The sequence below is a fragment of the Acidiphilium sp. JA12-A1 genome (assembly GCF_000724705.2).
GTDB lineage: Bacteria > Pseudomonadota > Alphaproteobacteria > Acetobacterales > Acetobacteraceae > Acidiphilium > Acidiphilium multivorum.
Genome location: NZ_JFHO01000151.1, coordinates 1 through 6273, shown reverse-complemented (window position 1 = coordinate 6273; position 6273 = coordinate 1). Strand labels below are relative to the sequence as shown.

General features: G+C 74.0%; 6 protein-coding genes. 2 read left to right on the top strand and 4 right to left on the bottom strand.

The genetic code is table 11. The annotated features are described in order from the left end of the window. The 4 genes from RT91_RS18770 to RT91_RS18755 all read right to left on the bottom strand — a co-directional run. Positions 1-1302, bottom strand: a 1302-nt coding sequence (locus tag RT91_RS18770) for a class I SAM-dependent methyltransferase (RefSeq protein WP_035189222.1), incomplete at its 3' end; no start/stop codon positions are given. Between the two features lie 24 nt (positions 1303-1326). After that, on the bottom strand, positions 1327-3072 hold the full coding sequence (locus tag RT91_RS18765; RefSeq protein WP_035189221.1) for a methyltransferase: 1746 nt from the start codon (positions 3070-3072) through the stop codon (positions 1327-1329). Then, positions 3065-4444 (bottom strand): UDP-glucose/GDP-mannose dehydrogenase family protein, encoded by a 1380-nt coding sequence (locus RT91_RS18760; protein WP_048858219.1) that lies wholly within the window; start codon positions 4442-4444, stop codon positions 3065-3067. The genes RT91_RS18765 and RT91_RS18760 overlap by 8 nt, the downstream gene beginning before the upstream one ends. A gap of 79 nt (positions 4445-4523) precedes the next feature. Beyond that, complete coding sequence (locus RT91_RS18755) at positions 4524-5453, bottom strand: LysR family transcriptional regulator (RefSeq protein ID WP_035189220.1); 930 nt, start codon at positions 5451-5453, stop codon at positions 4524-4526. Positions 5454-5557: 104 nt separating this feature from the next. Here RT91_RS18755 and RT91_RS18750 point away from each other — a divergent pair, with 104 nt between their 5' ends. Both RT91_RS18750 and RT91_RS18745 read left to right on the top strand, forming a co-directional pair. Continuing rightward, complete coding sequence (locus RT91_RS18750) at positions 5558-5995, top strand: CidA/LrgA family protein (RefSeq protein ID WP_035189219.1); 438 nt, start codon at positions 5558-5560, stop codon at positions 5993-5995. Beyond that, on the top strand, positions 5988-6273 hold a 286-nt coding region (locus RT91_RS18745), incomplete at its 3' end, for an LrgB family protein (RefSeq protein ID WP_035189224.1). The genes RT91_RS18750 and RT91_RS18745, both read left to right, overlap by 8 nt.

Here is a 6273-nt window from a genome sequence, read left to right as displayed (position 1 = left end):
GGCCTCGAGCGCGGCCTCGGCGGCGGCGCGGAAGGCGAGCTGGGTGGCCAGCGCGTCGTTCAGGGTGAGGCGGGCGAGGGCCGCGTGCAGGGCGGCGGCGGCATCGCCGGCGAGGGCGAAGACGGCGCCGGCGCGCGGCCGCGTGGCGGGATCGGCGCGCAGGCGGCTGGCCTCGGCGTGCAGGATCATGCCGAGATTGAGCGGCATCACCTCGTTCAGCCGGGCGAGGGGCAGGCTCATCCAGTCCGCCGGGATCGCCTCCAGCGCGTCGGGCTCGAAGCCGTAGCGGGCGCGGATGGCCGGCCAGAGGTGGGAGCGGGCGGCGGCGGCGGCCGGCCAGTCGAGATCGACCGCCGCCTCGAACAGGGCGCGGGCGGCGAAGCCGAGGCCGGGATCGGAGACCGGATCGAGGGCGCGGGCGCGATCGGCCAGCCAGGCGCGGAAGCGCGGGCGCTGGGCGGCATCGTCCTCGGCCAGCGCGCCGCGGGTGGCGCCGGCATAGGCGACCAGGGTGAAGCCCTCGCGGCCGACGCGGACATTGGCGAAGCCGGCGGATTCGAGCAGGCGGCGCAGGCTCGCCTCGGTCTGGAAGACCATGTGGATGCCGGGGGCGAGGAGCTGGGCGAGGTCGGTTTCCGGCGTCGTGCGGTCGATCGCCGCGCCGTCCGGCGTGGTGAGCAGGAGGATGCCGTCCGGCGCCAGGCGGGCGCGCAGCTCGGCGAGCAGGGCGGCGGGGCGCTGGACGTGCTCGATCACCTCGGTCGCGGCGATGACGTCCCATGGCGCGGCATCGGGCAGGGCGTCGGGGAAATAGCCGTCGACGATGTCGAGGCCGAGATCGGCGGCGCCGACGCGGGCCATCGGCGAGGGGTCGATGCCGAGGCAGGTCCAGCCCATCGCGTGGCGGGCGAAATCGAGGCCGAACCCGTAGCCGCAGCCGATTTCGAGGCAGCGCGTGCCGGGCTTGCGGGCGATGCGGCCGAGCAGGCGGGTGATGGCGACGAGGCCGGCGCCGTGCTGGATGTGGAACTGGTGCCAGCCCCAGTCCATCACGTCGGGGTCGCCATAGTTGGGGACGCGCAGCGGCGGGTAGAAGCGGGCGGTGCAGGCGGGGCAGGCGAGCACCGGCTTGCGGTCGCCGCGGGGCAGCTTGGGCGCGGTCCAGGCGACGTCGAGCAGGCGGGGCTTGGGGCCTTCGGCGCCGCAGTTCGGGCAGACGAGATCCTGCGGCGCCGCCGGCGCGTCCGGCCAGTGGACGCGGATCGCCGGGGCGGTGGCGGGCTGGGGGGGGCTGGTCGTCATCTCCGGCAGATGGGCGCGCGCCGGTTACGCGAACAGGGCCGGGACGCGGGCGCGGAGGGCGGCGTCCAGCTCCGCGCGGCGGGCCCAGAGGGCGCGGTACCAGTCGGTCCGGGCGCGGACCTGGTAGGCGAGCATCCGGTTCGCGGCGACCTCGGCGCGGGCGGAATCGGCGAGGCGGCGGGCGGCCTCGGGATAGGCGAGCAGGCGGAGGAGCTGCATGCGCAGATGGTCGGGCGAGGTGAAGATCAGGCCGGTCTCGCCGTCGCGCAGCGAGTCGCCGTAGACCACCGGGCTCGCCAGGGGAACGACGCGGGCGGCGCCGGCCTCGATGTATTTCAGGTCGGACTTGCCGCGGTTGAAGGGCGTGTCGGCCAGCGGCATGAAGCTGATCTCGCAGCCGGCGAGGCGGCTGCGATAGGTCGCGTAGTCGGAGATCGGCACGAATTCCTTGTTCGGCGTCTCCAGCGCGTCGAAGAAGGCGCGGTCGTGCATGACGAGCAGGTGCAGGCGCGGGCCGACGGCGCGCAGCACCTCGTTCAGCACGGGCATGTAGGGCGCCCAGTCCTCCTCGCGGTTGAGGGCGCCGAAGAACAGGGTCAGGCGGTCGGGGTTGGCGAAGTTGGCCGGCGGGTCGAGCGCGCGGATCGCGTTGGGGAAGACCGCGACCTCGGGATTCCAGGCGGCGAGGGTGGCGGCGAGCGGCTCGGTGCTGGTCTGGATCGCGTGGACGCCGGTGAAGGAGAGCAGCTCGGCGACATCGATGCCGCGGGCGGCGAGGAAATCGGGGTGGTCGTCGAACTCGGTGACGACGAGGAAGCCGCGGTCGATCAGCGCGCGCAGGCGGGCGCGGCCGGAGTCGCCGACCAGCAGCGGGCGGTGCAGCACGGCGATGTGCGGCGCGCCCTCGATCATCGGGGCGATCTCGGCTTCCTGGCGGACGACGCTGAAGACGGTGGGGTCGCTCGCCAGCGCCGCCGCCGGCTCGATGACGCGGACATCGGAGACGCCGCCCTGCGGCGGCAGCATGGTGGAGGCGACGACCAGGCGCTCGCGCGGGGCGAGGCTGGCGCGCCAGACGAACTGCACGGGGGTGGCGCGGCCGAGATATTCCGCCGGATCGACGCCGATCGCGGCGAGGCCGGGGCGCATCGCCTCGACGAAGCGGGCGGCGGCGGCGGCATCGCTCGGGCGGGAGCGGACGTCGCACGGGGTGAGGCCGGCGCGTTCGAGCAGGGCGCGCATGGTGCGCGGGGTGAAGAAGCGCAGATGCGTGCGGTCGAGCAGGCCGCGCTCGTCATAGTCGAACCGGCCGGCGAACAGCCGGTAGGCGATGCTCCAGTGCTCGACATTGGGGAAGCAGACGACCACCGCGCCGCCGGGGTTGAGGTGGCGGACATGGCGGGCGAGCACGGCCCAGGGATCGGCCAGGTGTTCCAGCACGTCGCCATAGACCAGGACGTCGACGCCGCCGGAGAGGTCGAAGGGTAGGTCCTCGGCCTGGATGTCGCAGCGGGCGACCTCGGTCAGGCGGGTGCGGGCGATGGCGAGCGCCGCCTCGTCGGTATCGATGCCGAGCACGCGGGCGGCGGGGTTGAGGCGGAGATAGGCGGCGCCGAGCGCGCCGCCGCTGCAGCCGATGTCGATCACCGTCCGCGCGTCCAGCGGAATGGCGGCGAGCAACTCGGGGTTGGCGAAGTCGGGGTAGGCGCCGGCCATGGCGAGTTCGGGCGGCGCGTCGCCGGCCGTGGCGCCGGCGGTCAATTCATCCATCGGAAAACTCCCTGTCCTGCTCAAAATCCTGCTCAAATTCAGGGTTCGCGGCCAATTGCGAAACGCTGCCGCGACCCACGCCATGATACACGAAACCGGCGGCGCGAATCGCCGCCGGGTCGAAAATGTTGCGCAGGTCGACGATCAGCCGGCCCTGCATCCGCGCCGCGAGCCAGGCCGGGGCCAGGGCGCGGAACTCGTTCCATTCGGTGACGGCGACCAGCACCGCCGCCCCCTCGATCGCCGCCTCGGCGGTTTCGGCGTAGCGCACCGCGGCGGGCAGCAGGGGCTTCGCCGCCGCCATCGCCGCCGGATCATAGGCGATGATGTCGGCGCCGTCATCCGCGAGCGCCTCGATCAGCGGGATCGCCGGGGAATCGCGCATGTCGTCGGTCTCGGGCTTGAAGGCGAGGCCGAGCACGGCGACGCGCATGCCGCGCACCGAGCCGCCGGCGGCATCGAGCACGCGGCGGCCGAGCCCGGCCTTGCGCGCGTCGTTCACCGCGACCACCGCCTCGGTCAGGCGGGAGGGGGCGCGGGCGTCCTGGGCGATGCGGGCGAGGGCGAGCGTGTCCTTGGGGAAGCAGGAGCCGCCGAAGCCGGGGCCGGGATGGAGGAACTTGGCGCCGATCCGCCGGTCGAGCCCCATGCCGCGGGCGACGCCGTGCACGTCCGCCCCCACCGCCTCGCAGAGATCGGCCATCTCGTTGATGAAGGTGACCTTCATCGCGAGGAAGGCGTTGGCGGCGTATTTGATGAGTTCGGCGGTTTCGAGCCCGGTGATCAGGATCGGCGTCTCGATCAGGTTGAGCGGGCGGTAGAGGGCGCGCAGCACCTCGCGGGCGCGCTCGGTCTCGGCGCCGACGACGACGCGGTCCGGCCGCATGAAGTCGCCGATCGCGCTGCCCTCGCGCAGGAATTCCGGATTCGAGGCGACGTCGATCGCAAGGTCGGGGCGGCGGGCGGCGGCGAGGGCGGCGAGGCGGCGGCCGGTGCCGACCGGGACGGTGGATTTGGTGACCAGCACCGTCGGGTGGTCGAGTGCCGCCAGCACCTGCTCGGCGGCGGCGAAGACATAGGACAGGTCGGCATGGCCGCCGCCGCGCCGCGAGGGCGTGCCGACGGCGATGAACACCGCCTCGGCCCCGGCGATCGCCTCCTCGATCCGCCCGGTGAAGCCGAGACGGCCGGCGGCGCGGTTGCGCTCGACCAGCGGATCGAGCCCCGGCTCGTAGATCGGGATCTCGCCGCGGCGCAGGCGGTCGAGCCGCGCGGGGTCGGTTTCCGCGACCATCACGCTGACGCCGAATTCGGCGAAGCACGCCGCCGACACCAGGCCGACATAGCCGCCGCCGATGATCGCGATCTTCAACACGTTCAGCTCCTCTAACTCGCCTCGGGGATGTTCTGGCAATCATGCGGGCGCGAGGCAATAGGCGCCCGCGCGGGGATCAGGGCGGCGGCGCGTCGCGCTCCCAGTAGGGCGGGGCGCCGAGATGGGCGGCGAAGCCGTCGATGAAGGCGCGGACCTTGGGCGGGACCACGCGCTTGGGCGGGTAGACCGCCCAGATGAAGCGCTCGCCGGGCCAGAACATCGCCTGGTGGTTGGGCAGCAGGCGGACCAGCTCGCCGGCGCGCAGCGCGGCGCCGGCGACCCAGAAGGGCAGCAGCGCCGCGCCGAGCCCGGCGCGGGCGGCGGCGAGCAGGGCCTCGCTGTCGTTCAGGCGAAGGCGGCCGGTGAGGGGCATGTCGTGCCGGTGTCCGCCCGGATCGGTCAGCAGCCAGCGGTCGTGCGGCTGCAGCGCGAAAAGGAGGTGCGGCAGGCGGGCGAGATCGTCCGGCGTGGCGACCGGGCCGTGCCGGGCGAGCAGGGCGGGGGCGGCGCAGAGGACCCGGCGGTGCGGCGCGAGCTTGCGGGCGATCAGCCGGCTTTCCTCCAGCGCGCCGATGCGGATGGCGAGATCGGTGCCGGAGTCGATGATGTCGACCACCGAATCGCTCAGGGTGAGGTCGATGCGGATGTCCGGCCAGGCGGCGGCGAAGCCGGGCAGGAAGGGCATGACGTGCAGCCGGCCGAAGGCGGAGGGGACGTTGAGGCGCAGCAGGCCCTGCGGCCGGGCGTTGAGATCGGCGGCGACGGCGCGGGCCTCGTCGAGCTCGGCGAGCACGCGGCGGGCGCGGTCGAGGAAGGCGAAACCGACCTCGGTGAGATGCAGCTTGCGGGTGGAGCGGTTGAACAGCGCGGCGCCGAGCTCGGCCTCGAGGGCGGCGATGGCGCGCGAGACCGAGGAGGGCGGCAGCCGGGCCTCGCGCGCGGCGCCGGAGAAGCTGCCGAGCTCGGCGGCGCGGACGAAGGCGCGGAGGCGGGCGAGTTCATCCATCGGGCGGGCTTGTGCTGGTGGGGCAAAAATGAATTGCGATTTCTGCTTCTACAGCACGGGCGGCGGCGGGCGCAAATGGAATCGGGCGATGAGGAGTGAGGGACATGCGCCGGATTTCGGGATTTCGGACCAGGGGATTCGCGCCGGCGGCGCGGCTTGCGGCGGGATTCGCGGTCGTGCTCGTCTGCCTCGCGGCGGGCGGCGCGGTGGCGCCGCTGCTGCCGGTGCGGCTGCCGGGGGCGCTGGTGGGCATGGTGATGCTGGCAGCACTGCTCGCCGCGCATCGCGGCCGGGTGGCGGTGGCGGCGGGCGAGGCGGGGGCGCTGCTGCTGCGGCGCTACGCGCTGTTCTTCGTGCCGGCGGGCGTGGGGGTGATGACCGGCGCCGGCGCGCTGCGGGCGGCCTGGCCGGCGGTGGTGGCGGCGCTGCTCGTCTCCTCGCTGCTGGCGCTGGCGGTGACGGGGCTGACGATGCGGCTGCTGCTCGGGTCGCGGGCTTCGGCGCCGCGGGCGGCGTTGCCGGCGGCGGGCGGCCATGAGTGAGATGTGGAGCGGCGCGCTGCCGGGAATCGGGTTCGCCGCCGGCACGGTGCTGGCCTTCGAGGCGGCGCTGCGGCTGGCGCGGCTTGTGCGGCATCCGGCGCTGAACCCCACTCTTTTGGCGATTCTCCTGGTGATGGCGGGGCTGGTGGCGGGGCACGTGCCCTATGCGGCCTATGCGCGCGGGGCGGCGCCGGTTTCCTGGCTGCTCGGGCCGGCGACGGTGGCGCTGGGCGTGCCGCTGGCGCGCAATCTCGGCGCGATCGCGCGGGACAGCCTGG